General features: G+C 47.3%; 17 protein-coding genes. 3 read left to right on the forward strand and 14 right to left on the reverse strand.

What is annotated here, in order from left to right; genetic code table 11:
- The 7 genes from F3I09_RS04185 to F3I09_RS04215 form a co-directional block, all read right to left on the reverse strand.
- Positions 1–1,992, reverse strand: a complete 1,992-nt coding sequence (locus F3I09_RS04185; protein WP_149693769.1) for a tape measure protein — start codon at positions 1,990–1,992, stop codon at positions 1–3.
- A 202-nt stretch (positions 1,993–2,194) separates the two neighbouring features.
- Complete coding sequence (locus F3I09_RS04190; RefSeq protein ID WP_149693770.1) at positions 2,195–2,506, reverse strand: hypothetical protein; 312 nt, start codon at positions 2,504–2,506, stop codon at positions 2,195–2,197.
- Between the two features lie 52 nt (positions 2,507–2,558).
- Positions 2,559–2,981 (reverse strand): hypothetical protein, encoded by a 423-nt coding sequence (locus tag F3I09_RS04195; protein WP_149693771.1) that lies wholly within the window; start codon positions 2,979–2,981, stop codon positions 2,559–2,561.
- A gap of 29 nt (positions 2,982–3,010) precedes the next feature.
- Positions 3,011–4,180, reverse strand: coding sequence for a DUF2586 family protein (locus F3I09_RS04200; RefSeq protein WP_149693772.1), 1,170 nt, complete (start codon positions 4,178–4,180; stop codon positions 3,011–3,013).
- A 38-nt stretch (positions 4,181–4,218) separates the two neighbouring features.
- Complete coding sequence (locus F3I09_RS04205) at positions 4,219–4,650, reverse strand: hypothetical protein (protein WP_149693773.1); 432 nt, start codon at positions 4,648–4,650, stop codon at positions 4,219–4,221.
- Between the two features lie 11 nt (positions 4,651–4,661).
- Complete coding sequence (locus tag F3I09_RS04210) at positions 4,662–5,072, reverse strand: N-acetylmuramoyl-L-alanine amidase (RefSeq protein ID WP_149693774.1); 411 nt, start codon at positions 5,070–5,072, stop codon at positions 4,662–4,664.
- Positions 5,073–5,075: 3 nt separating this feature from the next.
- Positions 5,076–5,327, reverse strand: coding sequence for a hypothetical protein (locus F3I09_RS04215; RefSeq protein ID WP_149693775.1), 252 nt, complete (start codon positions 5,325–5,327; stop codon positions 5,076–5,078).
- 240 nt (positions 5,328–5,567) lie between these two features.
- Here F3I09_RS04215 and F3I09_RS04220 point away from each other — a divergent pair, with 240 nt between their 5' ends.
- A complete protein-coding gene (locus F3I09_RS04220) occupies positions 5,568–6,098 on the forward strand; it encodes a hypothetical protein (RefSeq protein WP_149693776.1) in 531 nt (176 codons plus the stop codon).
- A gap of 163 nt (positions 6,099–6,261) precedes the next feature.
- Here the strand turns inward: F3I09_RS04220 and F3I09_RS04225 are convergent, their stop codons facing one another.
- The 7 genes from F3I09_RS04225 to F3I09_RS04255 form a co-directional block, all read right to left on the reverse strand.
- Complete coding sequence (locus F3I09_RS04225) at positions 6,262–6,573, reverse strand: transposase (protein ID WP_149693777.1); 312 nt, start codon at positions 6,571–6,573, stop codon at positions 6,262–6,264.
- Positions 6,574–7,273: 700 nt separating this feature from the next.
- The gene (locus F3I09_RS04230; RefSeq protein ID WP_149693778.1) at positions 7,274–10,690 is read right to left on the reverse strand and encodes a ThuA domain-containing protein; all 3,417 of its coding nucleotides are present in this window, start codon (positions 10,688–10,690) and stop codon (positions 7,274–7,276) included.
- 74 nt (positions 10,691–10,764) lie between these two features.
- On the reverse strand, positions 10,765–11,610 hold the full coding sequence (locus tag F3I09_RS04235; protein ID WP_223233127.1) for a ThuA domain-containing protein: 846 nt from the start codon (positions 11,608–11,610) through the stop codon (positions 10,765–10,767).
- Positions 11,611–11,622: 12 nt separating this feature from the next.
- Entirely contained in the window at positions 11,623–12,336 is a 714-nt protein-coding gene (locus F3I09_RS04240) for a DUF1080 domain-containing protein (RefSeq protein WP_149693779.1), read from the reverse strand.
- 129 nt (positions 12,337–12,465) lie between these two features.
- Positions 12,466–12,879, reverse strand: coding sequence for a c-type cytochrome (locus F3I09_RS04245; RefSeq protein ID WP_149693780.1), 414 nt, complete (start codon positions 12,877–12,879; stop codon positions 12,466–12,468).
- Between the two features lie 238 nt (positions 12,880–13,117).
- Positions 13,118–14,170: a sugar phosphate isomerase/epimerase gene (locus F3I09_RS04250; protein WP_149693781.1), complete on the reverse strand. Its 1,053-nt coding sequence runs from the start codon at positions 14,168–14,170 to the stop codon at positions 13,118–13,120.
- Positions 14,171–14,185: 15 nt separating this feature from the next.
- Positions 14,186–15,349 carry a Gfo/Idh/MocA family protein gene (locus F3I09_RS04255; protein ID WP_149693782.1) on the reverse strand — a complete coding sequence of 388 codons (1,164 nt, stop codon included), beginning with the start codon at positions 15,347–15,349 and terminating at the stop codon, positions 14,186–14,188.
- An 830-nt stretch (positions 15,350–16,179) separates the two neighbouring features.
- Here F3I09_RS04255 and F3I09_RS04260 point away from each other — a divergent pair.
- On the forward strand, positions 16,180–16,926 hold the full coding sequence (locus tag F3I09_RS04260; protein WP_149693783.1) for a glycosyltransferase family 2 protein: 747 nt from the start codon (positions 16,180–16,182) through the stop codon (positions 16,924–16,926).
- 30 nt (positions 16,927–16,956) lie between these two features.
- Positions 16,957–18,642: a hypothetical protein gene (locus F3I09_RS04265; protein WP_149693784.1), complete on the forward strand. Its 1,686-nt coding sequence runs from the start codon at positions 16,957–16,959 to the stop codon at positions 18,640–18,642.
- The last annotated feature ends 954 nt before the right edge of the window (positions 18,643–19,596 follow it).

A 19,596-nucleotide genomic window follows, 5' to 3' on the forward strand; every position in this document is an offset into this window, starting at 1 on the left:
TTAAACTTGTTGTTGTGGGGGTAATGCATTTGCACTATTCAAAACACGCAACAGGGCTTCTGTCACTATTTCCTCCATCTCCGATACACCTTCCTTAATAGTGGTAGAGCTGATGTTTATATTATCAAAAAGCTTTTGCAGGTTGATAATGATACTACGCGCTCCTCCGTTGGTGATACCATCTACTTTATCCCTGGCGCCCGTTCCTCCGCCGCCTGATGGCTCAGGGCCCCTGCTGACAGCGGTATGCTCTGTTGCCGGTTTCATTTTAGTTGAAGCCGGCCCGGCAGGTTTGGCCGGTGTCTTAACGGGTGTTGCATTCTTCAGCGTATCAAGCGCACTTGGTTGCTTCGCTGTTGATGCAGGTCCATAGCCAGGCGGCACAAGATCAAGGCTGGATGATGCAGGCGTTTTACCCGGAGCGGCAACACTCCATCCGGCCGCCCTTGGCGCCATGGCAGGAGCCGCAGGCGGTTCAAGCGCTGGCTTAGACGCGGGTTTCTTATTGATCTCGTCATTATATGCTTTAGACACTGCGGTACCTAATTTGGAGGCATTGTCAGCCGCATGTTTCATCGCATCTACTCCCACCAGGTCTTTCACCGCCTGCTTACCCGTTTCCCATGCCTTGCTCCAATCGCCCTTGAACACATACATAAGCGCCTGTCCAAGGCCGCTGATCCCATTGATCACTCCTTTGATACTGTCTACAACAAAATCCCAGATCAATGACGCAAAGCCTTTCAGTGCCTCCCAGGCGCCCATAATAGCTCCTCTGAATCCGGCAAATGTGTTCCAGGCATATAATACCGCTCCTATAACGGCTCCCACAGCCAGGGCCACCCACGCTGCCGGGCAAAGGTTCATCGCTGCATTAAGCAGCGCCTGTGCTGTGGCTGATAGATTCTGCCACATAGTAAGCGCCTGGTAACCAAGATATGCACCGCCTATGGCCATAGCCAGGATCCCGAATAGTTCCTTGTGCTCTGAGATCAGGCCGGCTACCCACTGCAGGGCGCCTACCATCGGCATCAGCGCATTATCCACAAACATCGTTACAGTGGGTAACAGACCGGATGCAAGCGTGGTGCCTGCAGCCTCCAGCCGTTCGCTGAACTCCTGCCATCTTCCCGAGGCGGTGCTACTCTGATCAGTCATAGAACCAAAGAACTCTCCTCCAGGCCCGGCTGCTAATGCCAGCGATTCAGATAACATGCCGACTGTTATCTGGCCAGCTTCCATCTTCGTCTTTAAGTCGTCCATGGAAAGGCCTGTTTTCTTCGACATCTCCTCCAGCGGATTAAAACCGGCGCCTACCATTCCCTTCAATGCATCGGATGTAAGTACACCGCCTAACTGCACGTCTGTGAAAGCTTTGACCATGCTCTCCATGTGCTCTTTATTGCCATTACTTGCATCGCCCAGCAGGATAAGCGTCTTCATTACGTCGTCTGCAGCTGTACCGGATTGTAACAGCGCTTCGGCATCTTTCATCAGCTCAGAGGGGCTAAAAGGTGTTTTAAAGGCCATATTTTGGAGGCTGCTCATCAGCTCCTGTGCCTTAAACGCGCTGCCAGTAAGCAGCTCAAAGGACTTCTGTGTCTCTTGCAGGTCCATTGCCATCTTTAACATGGATGTTCCCTGTTTCAGAAGGCCGCCAAGGTCCATCTCCTTACCTTTCTTCTCCTCTTTGGCCGGGGCTGAAGCAGGAGTGGAAGCACTGCTTCCGGTGCTGCTTCCGGGATTGCCTGCAGGATCACCGTAATCATTCCTGCCGGTTGGTTCGTTTCTGGATGAAGGACCATGCCTGACCGGTGGCACGCCACCAGGGGCCACCGGCCCGTTGGCGAAGCGATCCCTGAGCTCGTTTGCTGACGAGCTCAGGGCCTTCGCACCTGACATGGCGGTTTCATGCAGCATGGAGATCCTATTGGCAGCAAAACCGGCGGCCGCTCCCATTTGATTTAACTCCTCACTTGTTGTTCTTGCCATTTTGTTATTTTTTTGCACGATCTCTACCTTGAGAGTAATGGCAATCCCTTTAACTCCCGCTGCCGTATATCGTGCAGTTGCGCAAATTTTTCTGCCCACTGTGCGTCAGTCAGCTGCGAGGTGTCAACCTGGGGCAGGTAATATTCGAACAGCGTTTGAATATACCCTAAGGGGTTCTTTTCAAAATCGCCGGACGCCTCGCTTAGAGCTTTTCCACTTCAACCTTCTTTGCTTCCAGCAGTTTATCCAGCTGCGCCCCCAGGCCATACAGGTAAGACTTGTCATTCAGGATCTCATCATCCCCACCCAGCCAGGTGGATTTCAGGATGGTCTCATGATAAGCCAGCGGATCGCCTGTGATCAGCGTCATGGCATAACTTACTTCGTCCCTGTTAGGTTTCCGGCAATAACCGACTTTTCCGTCTGTAGCTGTCAGCTTAAATACATCTTTATATTTCTGCTTCCAGGCATCAATGTGATCTTTGGTAATAGCTACCGGTTTTTCTACTGTCATAGTATGTTAGTGTATAGGTATTGTTTTTAAATAAGGTGATCGTGCAATGTGATTATACGTTCTGTTGCAGGCCCATGAAAACGATAGGCATGGTGATCTCCATGAACTTCGCGCCTTGTTCCCAGCCCTTTTCAAATTCCTTGAACTGGAAGCCGCGGATAATATCCGTACGCGGAGCGGAGGTGACATCTTTCACATAGGTAACAACGATATCTGCAGTAAGGTCCAGCAGATCCCTGCCGCCAGCTGCTTTTACAGCATCTTCCAATACATCGTATTCGAATTTCAGCAGCTTTATCTCGCCTTCATAAGTACGTTTGCCGCGTTGAATGCCGATAGGTTCATCACCAGCGCCATGCAGATGTTCCTTTTCCTGCAGCAGCTTGTATTTAATACCACGGATACCTACCAGTTCTTTACCCAGCACTACCACCTTCATGTTGGCCCAGGTGCATTCTTTGTTGTCAAAAATCATAATGGTTTGTTTTTAGAGTGAATAACGGCTTACTGTAAAGCAGGATTAGTGAAGCCAAGCAATACTTCTATTGTTTTGGTGTATCCCACAGGTACAATAGCTGCTTTTACGGTGAGCTTGCCTGTGCTCAGCACATTCTGGCTGGCGTCGATGTTCGCGCTGAAAGAACTGATCTCGTCGACCATGCCAAGGTTTACAGCAGATTCAATCCTGCTCTGCAGATACTTGATAACAGGCACGCTGATCTTACCGTTTTCGTCAATGGTGATCTCATCATTCAGTTCATCCACATAAGTCTGATAGGCGATCATGATGGCCTTGTCTATTACACGGCCCAATGCCAGCTGGCTGTAGTCGTCTGTAACAGGTGCACACATGGGGTCGTCATTCAGATAATAACCGGAGCGGCCAACAAATGTGCGGAGGAAGATGTAGCCTCTGTCATGCAACAGATCGCCGGAACTAAGCTCTTCTGCTTTGGTGGCGTTCACATATGCCGCCAGTACGGGCAAAGCGCCATCTTTTACACGGCCGATATTACGCTGCACAGGAATGGAGGCTGCACGTCCCAGCACTAAGCCTACAGCAGCGCTGCCATCGTTAGTGGTGCTGCCTATTACCACGCCAACATGATTAGCGGTATAAGTGCGCAGGTCTTTTAAGGCAGCGAGGTTGGCGGTATCCAGTTCACGGCCTTCAATCAGTATACGTACAGGTTTGTACTCCGCGCCAAATGTCAGCGCTAATTGTTGCGCCATGGTAATAGCATCCAGGCTATCCTTATCCAGGCCGGCTGTCAGATCCGGTACATAGGCAGCCGCGGGGTTACGGGTAAGGCCTAATAAACGGATACGGCCTTGTGCTGCGTTCAGCAGTTTTGCGGCGCCATTGGCATTCGTCAGGTCTGCCGCCTGTGTGAGCGTTACAGTGTCTGCAACAGTCATGATATGCAGCTCAGCGCCTTCACCTGCCAGGTCATAAAATTCTTTGATGTGACGGTATGCGCTGGCATTGCCGCCCCCAGCCAGGATGCCGAGGTCTTCTGCTTCGCTCAGGCTAAAGATCACTTTTGGAGTGCTCAGAGGCAGGTTGGTTGTTGCTACGCCGGTCAGCACCAATCCCGCTACTCCATCATTGCTGGCAGCATTCGCTCCCAGGTTACCGTTTCCTAATGTAATTGCTACTTTTGGTAATCCCATTTCTTACTTTTTTTGGTTCATTGTAATTGGTTTAAATGCTATTTACTATTGCTGTAAGCTGCCTGGCTAAACAGATCGTAAATATTCTGCTTCCTGGTATTGCCATCCAGTTCACGCAGGAGAATGCTTTGCAGCTTTTGGAATACTGCATCCTGCAGATCCGGCGATACTGTTTTCAGTCCATTCACAAAGCAATGGAGCTTTGCTTCCAGACTGGCCTCCTGCCGGCAGGTATTCACGATGCTTAGCGCGTCAATGCCTATTTCCAGCGCCTGTAATAATTTGTTCTTAAAAATGGTGTCCGCATCTCCGGGAATGATCGCTTCCAACAAGTCCGCCACCGGGCTTTCCAGCGCTGATTGGATGATCTTCGTCACCTGCAGCGCTTCTTCAGCGTACCGTTCGATGAAAGAATCAAACTGTTGCAATACCTGTTTGATCTTTGATCCGGTCTTTCTACAAAATGTCATAGGTATATTTTTTATAAATCGCTGAACTCCTGGCGTGCATCAAAACCGGGGCACGCTTTCTTAACAAATGGAAAATCCCGGTGGCCCTGGATTTGCGCTTGCGGATACTGTTTCTTCAACTTCATGATCAATACCCGCATTGATTGCCGCTGCGCAGGCGTTCTGTTGTCCAATGGCTTGTTATCAGCATCTACCCCGCCGATATAACTGACGTGGATGCTATTTGCATTATGTCCTGCTACGCCGTTACAGATACGCTCTTCAGTAGCCAGTTGCCTTACATCACCCGATGCTTCTATCAGGTAGTGGTAACCGGGATTTTTCCATTTGAGATTTTCTTTCCAATAGTGCTGGATGGCTTCAGGACGGGTATCCTGAGGGGTTGCAGTACAATGGATAACAATAAAATCTATTCTTCTCATTTCTTACCTGGGGTTACTCCTGTTCAGCACATCTTCCAGCCGCTCCATCACTTTCGTGTTGTTCTCTATCACGCCCATCATTTTCTCGCGGTCGTCATCCAGGTATTGGGTTAAACGGTCTTCCAGTTTTATCTGGCGTTTCCATAGGATCCATGCAATACCAATTAAAACGATCACCGAGAATGCCTGGTCGCCAAGCCGCTGTAAGACGGTCTGCTCAGGATCTGCATGTACAATTGTATTTAATAATAACATCTGAGGTTAACATTATAACTTTCACAAACTGCCTCTTTCACACTTTACTTACTGTGTCAGCAAGCGATTACAATACAAAGGAACAACATCGGCGCATGCTGAAAAAATCAGGAAACAATGCTTATTCTTCTATTGCATAATCATACTTCATCCGCTGTCCAATCATTAAAAGTGCCGAAGGAAAAGAAACCAATTGCACCGACCTTTATACCGGAAATTGATCACTTTAAATAATAAAGAATGGATAGTTTATTTTCGAATCTTTTCCTTTCACTGGAAACACTTATTGGAGAGAAAGCACCTTTGATTAAAGACGTATACCCCGAACTTTCTCAAACGGAGAATTACAATGGCGCCCCTTCCCAATGGCCCTGCTTATTTATTGATTTCACCAACCTCGCGTATGCGGAGCTAACTGGTTATGCACAAGCCGTATCCGGTGAGCTGCAATGCAGGCTGGCCACGCAGATCACAGTGGCAGACGGTGTCACGTTCCTGGATACTCCCACAGCGCTGGCCTTTTACGAGGCAGAGCTGCAATTGCACCGGGCATTACAGGGATGGACGAATGGTGCAATAGCGCCCTTAACACGTATCAAAACGATCACAGAAGACAGAGGGGATGCGTTCCGGATACGGGCACTCACCACAACAGACAAACACGATGCATTCCGTGTGCGTGTGCTCACCTATAGCCTCAACTTTAATGAGTACCCTGTGCCTGCTGTTACAAGCGAGATCCCTACACCACCACCGGACATACTCCCCTAAGACTATTTATAGATAAAGACGGGGAAATAAAAGTGGTCAGGACAGATCATCTATCAAACTATACCCTGCACCCGGGATCCTGCGGTCGCCTGTACATCAGGAAAAGCGAGCGACTAAATAAAACAAAAAACGCTGCAGAATCTGCAGCGTTTTTTGTTTATCCTTACCATGCCCACCAGGGATATAATACTCTTAATTGCTTTAAATCCGGTTGCTCCTCTTTCATGATCTGCTCCAATCTTTCACTATTACATTGCAGGCGGTAAATAATGTTGCTGTTCTTGATCCAGAATTCGGTCGACAATTCATGCAGCGCCATATCGTACCGCTTCCCCTGTAATTTGATGTGATAATAGTAACGGTATAGCAAGCATTCGTCCCTGAGTGCGATCATATCAGCAGAACGCCCCTTCCGGGTTGTTTTCTTAACAGGCTTTTCAATATAATTATCGAAAAGTGATTGTTGTCCTCTCATATAGCTCTGATACTTTTAGTTGTGATGAAATAGTAGCTATCCGTCCGCATCCAAATCACCGGAAGGCATGGACAGTGGTGATTAAATGCGGTCGAACAGGTCCGAGGAATATCCTCAATCAATTAAATAGTTAAAATGTGTTTGATTTGCGGGCAGGTATAGGGATCATCATCCCTTCCAGGTTAAACAGTGTTTGTATTCGGTTCAATTGCACAGTGGTCCTCATAAATGGTTATTTTGGCTTAACAATATCAAAATTAGCCAGGCACTTACTATCCGTTATGCGTAGTGAACGATTTTATGGGCAAGTTATCCACAGGGAATGCACAGGCAGAATTACATATATTTAACTACCAATTACATATAAGTTAAAGAAGAAAATAACCCATATATAATAGGAAGAGACTAAGCGCTACCACTGATACCACTAATTTTCTATCTGGTTAAACAAATTCACACCCAAAGCACTCAAATGAAAGCATCCTTTTTCACCCTGCTTAAAGACCGTTCCTTTTGTGATCAATGAACTGATCAATGGCCACCATGCCATGTAATATAAAAGAAGTACCGGACGACTATTTCGCAGGCGACGGTGTTCATGGCGCCGACCGACATCCCATACTGAAACCGAAGCTACTTATGCAAAAAAAAACGAGCCCGTATCAAAAGACACGGGCTCGTTTTTATCTGATAATTAATACTACTTACTCATCAACTGGAACGTCAATATTCCCAGCCCCGTCTTCTCTGCCGGATCAGCAGCTTTAATCACTACATGCAAAGTATGGTTCTTGCCATCTGTCACCGGTGCGAAAGAGATCAACGCCGCATTAGGCGCCATTCCTTTAGCTCCCACTCCAATGATCGCTTCTCCCAGTTTCAGGCCATCTGCCTTATCCAGGAATATCTCCACGATATAACCATGCTGCAATGGCTCCTGTGTGAAATAGTTGATGTTAATACCACTCACTGCCGTAAGATCAAGATTCTTATAAGTAGCCCATCCACTGCCGGCAGGTATCAACAGTTTCTTGCCATCAAATTCGAAGGTAGAAACACCATCTGATTTATCAAATGATGCTGCAGGTATTTTCGGACTTCTCAGCGTGATCGCATCCGTACCTGTAATAGGTTTGATACCAGGACCACCTTTATCAGTATAGCTGGCCATCAGGTACAACACACCATTGTCTTTTTCAGGTTTACCCGCTGTAGCATCCACAGTACCGCTTACCGGCAATGATGGTGCAGCCTTGGTATTACCACCTAATGACATAACATATTCTACCAGCTGATGTGCCTCTGACTGTGTTATGGTAGGGTGTGCAGACATCGCTGTTTCGCCCCATACACCACCACCACCTTTGATGATCTTATCTGCCAGGTAATCAGGCGCTTTCGGATCATCTTTATATTTCTCTGCTACCTGTTTGAAGCTTGGTCCGATAGATTTTTCATCTGCTTTATGACAGGTCTTACAATCGCCTGATTCCACCATGTTCTTACCGGCAATAGCACCAGTAATGATCTGATGTCCCTGCTGAGGAATACCAGCTTTATCATTACCTTCCATATAGTCGGCCCTGATATACAGGTTAGCAGCATCGATCTTACCATCTGCAGTAGAACCATCTTCTTTATCCTTCACACTTACACTGTAAGCAACAGGTTTGCCCAGGAAATAGAACATCTGGTTGCCAGTTATGCTCACCTTTACTTCCGGTGTTTCATTACCTGCATACAACTCTATACCACTACTACGGGTGCTTGCACCGTTACCATCCAGCACTTCTACGGATACCGCATATTCACCCGGGGTAGTATAAGTCACTTCTGTTTCCGGCTCTTTGGTTTCTTTCTTGTTGCCATTGCCCAGGTACCACACATATGTCAGCTGATCGCCATCAGGATCAGAAGATCCTTTCGCACTCAGTTTTGCTTTAAATGGCAGACCTCCCGACAGTTTATCCACATGGATCTCTGCTACGGGTGCACGGTTGCCACCATTATAGTCTATACGGGACAGTCCGGCATCTTTATTCTTGCTAAACCATCCATTGCCATATTCCAATAAATAAAGGCGACCATCAGGCCCCATTTCCATATCGATGATGGCATTGAATTTTGTATGCGGTATAAAATCTTCTGTCTTGGATAGGTTGAAGTCCTTGTCAAAGCTCACCGCTTTGATCCAGCCGCGTACCCAGTCGTAGATGAAGAATTTGTTGTTATAATAATCCGGGAAACGTGTTTCCTTCGGATAGAATTCATTGTAGTACACAGGTCCCGCCATTGCATTACGGCCGCCGCTACCCATTGACGGGAAGTCGGGCGATTTTGCATAAGGATACCAGATGAAGGCCGGCTGTGCCGGTGGCAGGTTCTTGATACCGGTATTATTGCGGGAATTGTTCACAGGCTTCGCAGGATCAAAAGCAGCGCCGCTCTTACCTGTTTCATAGTCATACAGATGGTAGGCGTAGTTGTTACCTACAAACATCGGATAACCAAAGTTACCGGGCTTCTTCGCCTGATTGATCTCATCATAACCACGCGGACCACGGTTAGGATCGTCGTTGTTGGCATCCGGTCCTACTTCACCCCAGTAGAGATATCCATTCTTACGGTCTACAGAAATACGGTAAGGGTTACGTGTACCCATTGCGTAGATCTCAGGGCGTGTATTTGGCGTACCTGGTTTGAACAGGTTCCCTTCCGGAATGCTGTAAGTACCATCTTCGTTGATCTTTATACGCAGGATCTTTCCGCGCAGGTCGTTGGTGTTGGCAGATGTACGGCGACCGTCATACTGCAGGTGTCCCGGACGGTCATCCAGTGGTGCATATCCATTGCTGACATATTTCTGCCCCGGCTCGTCAAACGGTGTACTGTTATCGCCTGTAGACACGTACAACAGACCTCCGGGACCAAAGGTGATAGAACCACCTGTATGGCAGCAGATATTACGTTGAGAATACAGCTGGAGGATGATCTTTTCAGATGAAGAATCCAGCACGTTGTTCTCAAACCTGAAACGGGACAAGCGGTTCACGGAAGTATCTGCCGGAGAATAATAGATATAAACATAATGGTTCTTAGCAAAATCAGGGTCTGCACTCATACCCAGCACACCTTCTTCTGCATTTACATTAGGAGTTTCAGTTTTATAATATACCCGCAGGAAACCCGCCTGTGTCAGTTTGTGACTAGCCTGGTTGTAATACATGATCTCTCCCCGGCGTTGCGCTACCAGGATGCTGAGATCAGGCAGGATGGTCATTTCAGTTGGCTCGAAAAACTCGCCTGAGATGAGCGTGTTCTTAGTGAACCTGTTCTCTTCCGGCACACGCAAGGTAGTAGCCTGTGCATAATCCAGCATGGTATTTTTACCGATAGCGTATTTTATACCACCCAGGATGTGTGCGAGATACTGCGGTTCCGTATATGATTCATTGGTATGCCCTAGCTCTGTATAAAAAGCACGGCCTCCATCGAAATCGTGGTACCAGCTGATAGGATGATCAGGTCCGTTGGTACCGCCTTCGTAGGTCTTTTCATCTACTGTGATCAACACGTGTGTATTCTTGTTGATCTTCTTAAAATTGTACCATTCGTCGGTATGTTCCCATGTATCAGGCAGCGTAGCTGTGGCCTGGAATGTTTTGTCCTTCACCGTCAGTTTGGCCTTGTGGGTACCGGCAGGATGATTATCGAAATAAGCACCTACCAGCTCACCATACCACCCCCACTCATATTCAGTATCAGTCGCAGCGTGGATGCCCACGAAGCCACCGCCTGACTGAATATATCTTTCGAAATCTGCTTCCTGGTAATTGTTCAATACATCACCAGTGGTATTCAGAAAGATCACCGCTGCATATTTCTGCAGGGAATCTTCGGTAAAATTGGCGGCGTTCTCCGTAGTATCTACTTCAAAGCCATTTTCTTTTCCCAATTTCTGAATAGCCTGGATTCCTGCCGGGATAGAAGCATGCCGGAAACCGGCGGTTTTAGTGAACACCAGTACTCTTGGATTACCGGGCCGGGTTTTCTTCTGGCAGCCGGACATTACTGTTCCCAGTAATACCAGCACCATCATTACGTACCTGATTTGCATGATATTTTTTATGTTGATTGATAATACGGGATACGGCGACTCTATACGACGTATCCCGCAAAGGGACTAATCCTTTATTTCTTGGCTTTTAAATTCATCGCATAGCGCAGACCACCCAATACATGCTGCAGGTATACCGGATCGGCATAGGACTCTTTAGTATGGCCTAATTCAGTATAAAAAGCACGGCCTCCTTCAAAATCGTGGTACCAGCTCATCGGATGATTATCTCCGTTCTTCCCACCTTCATAGGAGCTTTCATCAATTTTGATCAACACATGCACATCCGGGTTGAGGTCTTTAAAGTTGTACCACTCATCCCAGCGTGACCATTTCTCCTGCAGGTGGCGGGTTGCATCGTTGTTACGATCCACCACCAGCAAAGTAGCCTGTTGCTGTTTAGGATGGCTGGTGAACCATGCACCTGCCAGTTTATTGTACCAGGGCCACTCATATTCAGTATCGGTAGCTGCATGGATGCCCATATACCCGCCACCGTTATGAATGTATTTTTCCATCGCTGCCTGCTGTTCATCATTCAGCACATTACCGGTTGTATTGAGGAACAATACTGCGGCATAGCGCTTCAGATCTTTCTCGTTGAACACGCTGGCATCTTCTGTTGTATCTACAGCAAAACCATTCTCCTGTCCCAGTTTGATCATTGCCAGTCTGGCAACGGGGATACAGTCGTGACGGAAACCGGCGGTTTTGGAAAATACCAGTAAGCGGGGAGACTTTTTGAAGGATGCTGCATAGCTATCTGTCGTGATAACCAATGCCAGCAGAAGGGCTACAATAAAGCATGGTCCCGTCCTGAAAGGGACCATGCTTATTTTACCTGCTTTGTTGGAAGCCAGGTTATGATGTTCTTCCGTACGGAACGAAAGTGTAGTTTTTCTTACGTGGTTCTTGCTCATGAGTATGTAGTATTACAGTACGTGAATCTTGATGTTACGGTACCATACCTCATTACCATGATCCTGGAGAGCGATATGACCTTTTGCATATTCGCCGAAGCCTTTCCAGGTCTTGAATTTACTGTTGGCCAGCAATGTTTTCCACTCTTCGCTGCCCATGGTGGTTTCTACGGTTTTAACACCATTCAGCCAGAAGGTCAGCTTACCGTCTTTCTTCAGGATCTTTACCTTGTTCCACTCACCTGTAGGTTTTACAGCATTCTTCTCGGATTTCTTCAGGTCGTACAGATCGCCGGAATTATGTTTAGGGTATTTACCATCCGGGTGTTTAGCGTCATCCAGTACCTGCATTTCAGGACCGGTGAGGTAAGTAGCTTTGAACTGCGGATCTTCGTGCACGCCGAAAATGATACCGCTGTTACCGCCTTCAGAGATCTTCCACTCCAGGGTTAATTCATAATTTTCGTACTCATCGTTGGTTACCAGGTCACCACCAGGAGCGCCGTTCTTCTTGGCTTCCTGGTCCAGTGCCAGTGCACCGTCCTGCACTTTCCAGGCAGCACTTGCATCTTTCTGCAGATAAGTGTGCCAGCCTTCGGTATTGCTACCGTTGAACAATAATTTCCAGCCCGCTTTCTTTTCTTTAGCGGTGAGGGTATTCAATTCCTGTGCGGATGTGGAGAGAGTAATCAGACTGAGTGCCAGAACGGGAATAATGTGCTTCATTGCAAATTGAGTTTTTCTATAGCCGATAGTTGCAGTACTGTCCCACTGTTGGCAGAACAGGCAACTACCGGCTATATATGATAGTTAATTTAGAAAGCTGAGAGACCAATATAAAATGCCGTCTGACGACTATTTCAGCGTCAGGATATATTTTACCATTTCCTTAGCATCATCTTTGGACAGGTCAGCATGAGGCGTCATAGCTACTTCACCCCAATGACCGCTACCACCGCTGATCACTTTATTAGCCAGCATTTCGATGTTCTCTTCAGTAGCTTCATATTTCTTTGCTACTTCATTGTAACCCGGACCTACCAGCTTAGCATCTACTTTATGGCAGGTTTTACAATCCTTCTGCTCTATCAGGGCTGCTCCTTTGGAAGCCGCAGCTTCAGCTGCCCCTGGAGTTACCATTGAATTGTCTGCCGGTGTTTCGCTGGCAGATTCTTCTTTCTTTTCAGTTTGTTTCTCGCTGCTGCCGCCACCGCAGGAGGCCAGCACTACAGCACATAATACAACCGGCGCCAAAAAACGCATTCTCATTTTACAATCGTTTATAAGTTCCTAAATACAAATTGACTAGTATAAAAAAACATGCATTACTTACATAAGCATGCTCTGTTACCTGTGGTATAATCCCAACGAAAGCAGCATCGCATCACGCTTTACGAATGACCGGAAGGTAATATACTCATCATTATACAACAGTGTATATTTTATATGATGAGCAGTCCCCTTATTCCCCATTCATGACTGTTTATCTGCAGCTGACCGCTCTACCTTACAGCCCTAATACTTTTCTGTTCAGGGCTTCATCAGCTCCGCCGCCTGCAAAGTCGTCAAAGGCTTTTTCAGTTACACGGATAATGTGGTTCTGGATGAACGGCGCACCTTCTTTTGCACCATCCTCCGGATGTTTGATACAGCACTCCCACTCCATCACTGCCCAACCACTGTAATCGTATTGGGTCAGCTTACTGAAGACGCCTTTAAAGTCTACCTGACCATCTCCCAGTGAACGGAAACGTCCCGGACGGTCAATCCATCCCTGGTAGCCGCCATATACGCCGGAACGGCCGGTAGGATTGAATTCTGCATCTTTTACGTGGAACATTTTGATCTTCTCGTGATAGATATCGATGTATTCCAGGTAATCCAGGCATTGCAGCACGAAATGGCTCGGATCGTACAGCAGGCAGGCGCGGTTGTGATTGCCGGTAGCCTCCAGGAAACGCTCGTAAGAAATACCATCGTGCAGGTCTTCGCCCGGATGGATCTCATAACAGAGGTCTACACCATTGGCATCAAACTCATTCAGGATCGGCAGCCAGCGATTGGCCAGTTCTTTAAAGCCTGTTTCCACCAGTCCTGCCGGACGTTGTGGCCAGGGATATACCGTATGCCAGAGCAATGCACCACTGAAGGTAGCATGTGCGTTCAGGCCCAGGTTACGGCTTGCCTTTGCGGCATATTTCAGCTGATTTACCGCCCATTCAGTACGGGCAGCTGCATTGCCCCTTTTATCGGCAGGAGCAAAACCATCAAACAGTTCATTGTAAGCAGGATGTACCGCCACCAGCTGTCCCTGCAGGTGCGTGGACAACTCAGTGATCTCCAGCCCTGCCGCATTTACGATACCCTTGATCTCGTCTGCATAGGTCTTGCTCTCAGCAGCCTTTTGCAGGTCTATCATACGGGGATCCCAGGTAGGGATCTGTACACCTTTAAATCCTAATCCCGCCGACCATTTACAGATGCTCTCCAGGCTATTGAAAGGCGCAGTGTCTCCGAGAAACTGTGCCAGGAAAATTCCAGGTCCTTTAATTGTTTTCATACGTGCCTTTATTAATTAGATTTCAAACGTTGTCCATTTCTCAGTGCTCTGGCTGGAACGAACCACGTTGTCGATGAATGCCATACCACGGATGCCCTCTTCTACGCCAGGGAAGTCGAGTGATTCCGGAGCCGGGGTCTTTCCGTCCAGTTTCGCCTGTAATGTCTGTGCGAAGTTGCGGTACAGGTTACCGAATGCTTCCAGGTATCCTTCCGGATGTCCGCCCGGTGTACGGGTATTATGAATGGCATAGCTGCTCTGGTAGCCACCATAGTTGCCGCCGGCACGATATATTTCAGTTGGTTTGTCCAGCCATTTTACCAGCAGGGTATTAGGCTCCTGTTGCGCCCATTCCAGACCACCTTTCTCACCATATATCCTGATCTTCAGTGCATTTTCTTCACCAGCAGCCACCTGTGATGCCATCAGCACACCAGCAGCACCATTGTCAAAACGGAGCAGCACAGCGCCATCATCATCCAGACCACGGCCTTCTACCATAATGTGCAGGTCAGCGCAAAGCTTTTCGATCTTCAATCCGCTGATATATTCCGCCAGGTTAGCAGCGTGGGTACCGATATCACCGAAACATCCGCTCTTACCGGAACGTTTAGGGTCAGTTCTCCAGGCAGCGCCGGCACTATCTTTTTCAGTTGGTCTGCTCAGCCAACCCTGTGGATATTCCACCCATACCTTACGGATCTTGCCCAGGGCGCCTTCAGCCACCATACGGCGGGCCTGTTTTACCAGCGGATAACCGGTATAGGTATGTGTGAGCAACAGGGTCAGGCCAGTCTGCTCTACTTTCGCCTTTAATTGTTTGGCTTCATCGAGGTTGAAAGTGATCGGTTTTTCGATCACTACGTTAAAGCCTTTGTCCAGCGCCATCATCGCAGGCTCGAAGTGTGCGAAGTTGGGTGTTACGATGGTGATAAAGTCCAGCTTTTCATGCTCTGGTAATGCAGCCTCTTTCTCCAGCATGGTCTTATAGTCAGTGTACGTGCGGGCAGGGTCCAGGAATAACATCTTTCCTGATTCCAGGGCCGTTTCAGGATTTACACTCAGGGCGCCAGCTTTCAATTCGATCAGTCCATCCATATTGGCAGCAATACGATGGATTGCTCCGATGAAGGCATCCTTACCGCCTCCGATCATTCCCATTCTTAACTTACGGTTCATTGGCAAAACGTTTTATTCTTTATAGGTTTTGAGTTGTCTTCTAAGACCATTTAACGTGGAAGAAGCAGGAAAAGAGCTTTTCCGCCGTCTAATATATAAAAAAGTACAGGCAACAATCAATATAATACGCAAAATGCAACAAGCATGAGGGTTTCTCACACCTCCTGCATGAAAAGTCTGACCTGTACATTTTTTAAATACGAACTGCTGCCGGCGCAATCCCGCTATCTCTACCGCTGGCTGCCCCTTCTTCCGGCAGGGTAATATAACTCCCATCGTATTGTAATGGACAATGGGCTTCCCGTTCTTACCGCTAAAATCGCCGGAAGTATCCATGAGCACGATAGTACCCCCTCGGGTACCTGTTCATAACGTACGCGCTGCACTGGCCGGCAAAAACCTTAAATGTAGAAAACTCCTGCCACATTTTTGTGTGATATTTTCATGAAGATATTAGGTACAACTACCTACAAAAATGGTTATTTTTGTCCTACGAAAGTGTTACAATTGATACTATTTGGTATACAGCAACACGTGATTCCGGTGAGGAATAACACATAAGAGAAAGATAAATAATAGATTAAAAAACAGATATTTATAAAAAAAGAAAGAGCCAAATAAGACTATCCGGCTCTTGTTTTACTATCCTATGAAAACCCTAATAATGTAAAGGTAAAGTGTTGTAACAAATGATAGTGTTAAATGGTCGTTAATAAATAAATATTTTTTCCAAACGAGCTGACCTATTAATATTTTTTTTCTACATACTTTTTTCGCTTCTTTGCACACGTTTACGGCTAAATGGCCGCAGCGATAAGAAAATTGTCATTATGTCACAACTGCTTTCCGTGATCATTCCGGCTTACAATGAAGAAAGATATATCTACGATATCCTTGAAAGGGTGCAGGCGGTAACGCTGGCCGGTGACGTGCAGAAAGAACTGGTGGTGGTAGATGATCATTCAAAAGATAACACCGGTGGAGAAGTTGAACGTTTCCGCGTGGCCTTTCCGCACGTGAAGCTGCAATATGTACGTCACGAAGTGAACAAAGGTAAAGGCGCCGCCCTGCGTACTGGTATCCAGCAGGCCAGCGGTGACTTCACTATTATACAGGACGCTGATCTGGAATATAACCCGGAAGAGTATAACCGCCTGCTGAAGCCAATGTTACAGGGTGTAGCTGACGTCGTATATGGCTCACGTTTCATGGGAGACGGTCCTCACCGTATCCTCTTCTTCTGGCATACTATCGGGAACAAGTTCCTGACCTTCCTTTCCAATGCGCTCACCAATCTGAATCTGACGGATATGGAGACCTGCTATAAACTGTTCCGCAGCTCCGTCATCAAACAGATCGATCTGAAGGAAAACCGTTTCGGATTTGAACCGGAAGTAACTGCCAAGATCAGCCGTGTACCTGGCATTCGTATATACGAAGTAGGTATTGCTTATTATGGCCGTACTTACGCAGAAGGGAAAAAGATCAACTACAAAGACGGTTTCCGTGCTATTTACTGCATTCTGAAGTACAATATTTTCTCCCGGCAGAAAAAAGTTGTACAGCTCAATAAGTAATCCAATACATCATTTTATTATTCCATTATTATGTTATTCCTGTTAGTTAAATTCCTGTATATCATTATACTGTCATTCCTGTATGGATATACGCTGCAGCAATTTCTACATAACAGGATACTGAAGAATATTCCCGCACAACCTCATTTCTCACTGATAACACTCAATGGCTTTTTTGCCATCACTGTTATCGCTTCCGGCCTGTCCATTTTCATGCCGCTGGCTGGTCTGGCACATGGTATTATACTGGTGGCAGGATTGTTATGCTATATGTTCCAGCGTACCGCCATTCACAAGCAGGTATCGGATTATGCAGCAGAAGCACGCAGTGCAGGAAGAAGCCGGCAGTTGCTGGCCGGCGCAGCCATCATATACGTACTGTACCTGTCTGCACAGCAGCCTTTCACTTACGACGAGGGACTGTACTATGCACAGTTCATCAAATGGATGCAGCACTATAAAGCGGTACCGGGATTGGCTAACCTGCATGAGCGTTTTGGTTATAATTCACACTGGCATGTACTTTCAGCCGTTTTCAACTTTTCCTGGCTGAATGGTATTGCTGATAACCGCCTCAATGGTGTATTATACCTGCTGACCGTATTATACCTGCTTCCCCGTAAGCAGGATGCCAATTTCATCGCCTTACTGAAAGCAGGCCTGCTGGTGATGATCAATATGCCGCAGTTTGGCGCCTACTACATTATTGCCCCAGCTGCAGATACAGCTATTTACTATATCAGTTGCCTGGTGATCGTGAGCTGGCTGGAGAAAAGCGCAGCGGGCACACCTCCTCTTCAAAGCAACAATGGCGTGTTCATGTTGCTGGCGCCTATCTTTCTGCTGACAGTAAAGGTATCTTCCATTCCAATACTTGTGTTGACAGTCCTGATGTACTGGCAGGTATTACGTCAGAAAAATTACGCTCAGTTACTGATCCTTTGCGGTATCGGTATAGTGATCCTGGCCCCCTGGTTAGTCAGAAATGTCATTTTCTCCGGTTACCTGCTTTTCCCCATGGAAATGCCTGACCTGTTTCATACCGGATGGGCAGTACCGACATCCGTCATACGCTCCACCCGGCTGGACATCACCGTTTTTGCCATTTACCGCGTGGCGGATATTCCCCGGTACTTTTCCGAGAGTACCTTACAACAATTCAGCACCTGGTTCCTGCATAGTCTCCGCATATATGATAAAGCGCTTGTATTAGCCACGATGGCGTCGCCAATACTGGTATTTATCCGTCGTAAACAATTGCCGGCCGGTTTTGTCCCCCTATATGTCTTTCTGTTACTGGGTTGCTGTTTCTGGCTGAAACAGGCTCCGGATCCCCGTTTTGGCTATAGCTACCTGGCTCCCCTGGTGATACTGACAGCGCTATTCTGCTTCCCAAAACTGCAATTACGGCAGGTCTATATCCCGGTTTTGTGTGTTACATTGTTGTTCCAGGCGGGTACACTGGCATTGCGGTATCATCTGCATAAAGTATTCGTCCAGGAAAAGATGATTGCAGCGGCCCCGCCCACCGGTACCTTGTTAATGCCTGTGCCTTATGCCCCTACTGAAATTATTCAACACAATGCGGCCTTTCCGGTGAATACGACGCCTAATGGACTTTGCTGGACCGCACCTCTACCTTGTGCCGATCATCTGCCAAATGGGGTTAAAAGGAGAGGTAGTTCACTGGGTGATGGGTTCGCTCCGGAGGAATAATGTTTCTTCGTTGCTTCGCCGTCGCTTCTTCGTCGCTTCGCCGTCCGTAATTCGTCCGGGTTTACCGGTTGAACGTGTTGTTGAAATGTGTCATCAATTCCCCGGGGTATATCCGAAATTATAAACAACACCATCCCGGGGTTATCACCCGCGATACGAACGCGTTCCCCGGTTATCACCGCACGTTACAAACGCGTTCCCTGGTTATCACCCACGATACGAAAACGTCCCCCGGTTATACCCCGCTCCCCGGGATTGCACCCCGGGCTACAAACACTGGGACTTCTAACGGAGTCCTATTATGTTTTGTTGATGACATTTGGTTTCTTTCCGGCGTTTGTTCTCTGCTTGTTCTCTGCGTCTTCTCTGCTTGTTCTCTCCTTGTCCTCTCGCCATCATCTACCTTTTATTGCCGGTAGTGCCGGTGCACTACTTCCGCAAGAGGCGCCCTCTCCTACCTCAGCTGCCGCCCGGTTGACCGCGATTGCTGATGCAATATTAGCACAACTATTCGCGCCTTTTCGGGCAATGTACACAAGACGCAAAAACGTGTATACAACACGCAAAAATGTGGGGACAAAACGCAAATATCTGTCCCCACAGACAATAGAAAATGCTTATTTATACTTTATAAAACCTTGTATATTTCCTGCATACGGTTTGCATATGACCAGGATCTTCCTCCGTTCTTCCTCCGTTCTTCCTCCGTTTTTAACGGAAGAAGAACGGAGGAAGATCCTGATCATATGCAACTTATATGCAACTCACGTGAACCGTCTCTTAGTCCTGAAAGTTTACCTTTTCGGAGCATTTGAATTCGCTTTGATATCGCTTTGATAACGCTCATTCTACGTTGATCCTACGTTCATGAACGTAGGATCAACGTAGAATGAGCGTTATCAAAGCGATATCAAGCCGGCTATTAATACACCGACCGCCGTTCTGTCTGAAAAT

Source organism: Chitinophaga sp. CF418, from assembly GCF_900142925.1.
Classification (GTDB): domain Bacteria; phylum Bacteroidota; class Bacteroidia; order Chitinophagales; family Chitinophagaceae; genus Chitinophaga.

Bases quoted from the DNA above. Each gene is read 5' to 3' on its own strand.
- F3I09_RS04210 (WP_149693774.1), bottom strand. From the start codon at position 5,072: ATGAGAAGAATAGATTTTATTGTTATCCATTGTACTGCAACCCCTCAG.
- F3I09_RS04240 (WP_149693779.1), bottom strand. From the start codon at position 12,336: ATGAAGCACATTATTCCCGTTCTGGCACTCAGTCTGATTACTCTCTCC.
- F3I09_RS04230 (WP_149693778.1), bottom strand. From the start codon at position 10,690: ATGCAAATCAGGTACGTAATGATGGTGCTGGTATTACTGGGAACAGTA.
- F3I09_RS04215 (WP_149693775.1), bottom strand. From the start codon at position 5,327: ATGTTATTATTAAATACAATTGTACATGCAGATCCTGAGCAGACCGTC.
- F3I09_RS04190 (WP_149693770.1), bottom strand. From the start codon at position 2,506: ATGACAGTAGAAAAACCGGTAGCTATTACCAAAGATCACATTGATGCC.
- F3I09_RS04265 (WP_149693784.1), top strand. From the start codon at position 16,957: ATGTTATTCCTGTTAGTTAAATTCCTGTATATCATTATACTGTCATTC.
- F3I09_RS04255 (WP_149693782.1), bottom strand. From the start codon at position 15,349: ATGAACCGTAAGTTAAGAATGGGAATGATCGGAGGCGGTAAGGATGCC.
- F3I09_RS04245 (WP_149693780.1), bottom strand. From the start codon at position 12,879: ATGAGAATGCGTTTTTTGGCGCCGGTTGTATTATGTGCTGTAGTGCTG.
- F3I09_RS04260 (WP_149693783.1), top strand. From the start codon at position 16,180: ATGTCACAACTGCTTTCCGTGATCATTCCGGCTTACAATGAAGAAAGA.
- F3I09_RS04235 (WP_223233127.1), bottom strand. From the start codon at position 11,610: ATGAGCAAGAACCACGTAAGAAAAACTACACTTTCGTTCCGTACGGAA.
- F3I09_RS04195 (WP_149693771.1), bottom strand. From the start codon at position 2,981: ATGATTTTTGACAACAAAGAATGCACCTGGGCCAACATGAAGGTGGTA.
- F3I09_RS04185 (WP_149693769.1), bottom strand. From the start codon at position 1,992: ATGGCAAGAACAACAAGTGAGGAGTTAAATCAAATGGGAGCGGCCGCC.
- F3I09_RS04220 (WP_149693776.1), top strand. From the start codon at position 5,568: ATGGATAGTTTATTTTCGAATCTTTTCCTTTCACTGGAAACACTTATT.
- F3I09_RS04205 (WP_149693773.1), bottom strand. From the start codon at position 4,650: ATGACATTTTGTAGAAAGACCGGATCAAAGATCAAACAGGTATTGCAA.
- F3I09_RS04250 (WP_149693781.1), bottom strand. From the start codon at position 14,170: ATGAAAACAATTAAAGGACCTGGAATTTTCCTGGCACAGTTTCTCGGA.
- F3I09_RS04225 (WP_149693777.1), bottom strand. From the start codon at position 6,573: ATGAGAGGACAACAATCACTTTTCGATAATTATATTGAAAAGCCTGTT.
- F3I09_RS04200 (WP_149693772.1), bottom strand. From the start codon at position 4,180: ATGGGATTACCAAAAGTAGCAATTACATTAGGAAACGGTAACCTGGGA.